General features: G+C 71.7%; 1 pseudogene. It reads right to left on the bottom strand.

The annotated features are described in order from the left end of the window. Positions 1–57: 57 nt before the first annotated feature. Positions 58–407, bottom strand: a pseudogene (locus tag B8784_RS21475) (hypothetical protein); the annotation flags it as partial.

Below are 407 nucleotides of genomic sequence, written 5' to 3'. Positions count from 1 at the left end.
TCGGCGACGATGGCGAAGGGACCGGCGGTTCGCCCGTCGCCGAGCCGCACGCGCCGGTCAAGCGGAAGCTGCGGCAGCCAGAGCGACAAGGTCCGGCGCATGATCTTTCCCCATCCACGATACGCGCCAGGCGCCCGGCGCCCCGCGCTTGCTCTTCATACAGGTCCATACCCATCCCCTTCCGGCCGCCGCCTCGCATTGCCAGCGTGTCTCGGCCGCCGAGGTCCGGGCGCGGCCCTGGATCAGGACGAACCCGATCGCCCCGCTCTCTTCGGCTGCGATCTGCAGCCGCCGGCTTTCCTTGAGGCCCGGCCCGTCCTGGAGTTCGACGATGACGCAAGGGGCTGAGCGCGCGCGCAGCGCCTGCTCGGCGGCCCAGAGAAGCTCGCCCCGGTTCAGGCCGACGG

It is taken from the genome of Henriciella aquimarina, from assembly GCF_002088975.1.
GTDB lineage: Bacteria > Pseudomonadota > Alphaproteobacteria > Caulobacterales > Hyphomonadaceae > Henriciella > Henriciella aquimarina.
Note: the sequence above shows the minus strand (reverse complement) of the source record. Positions and strands in the feature narration are given on the sequence as shown.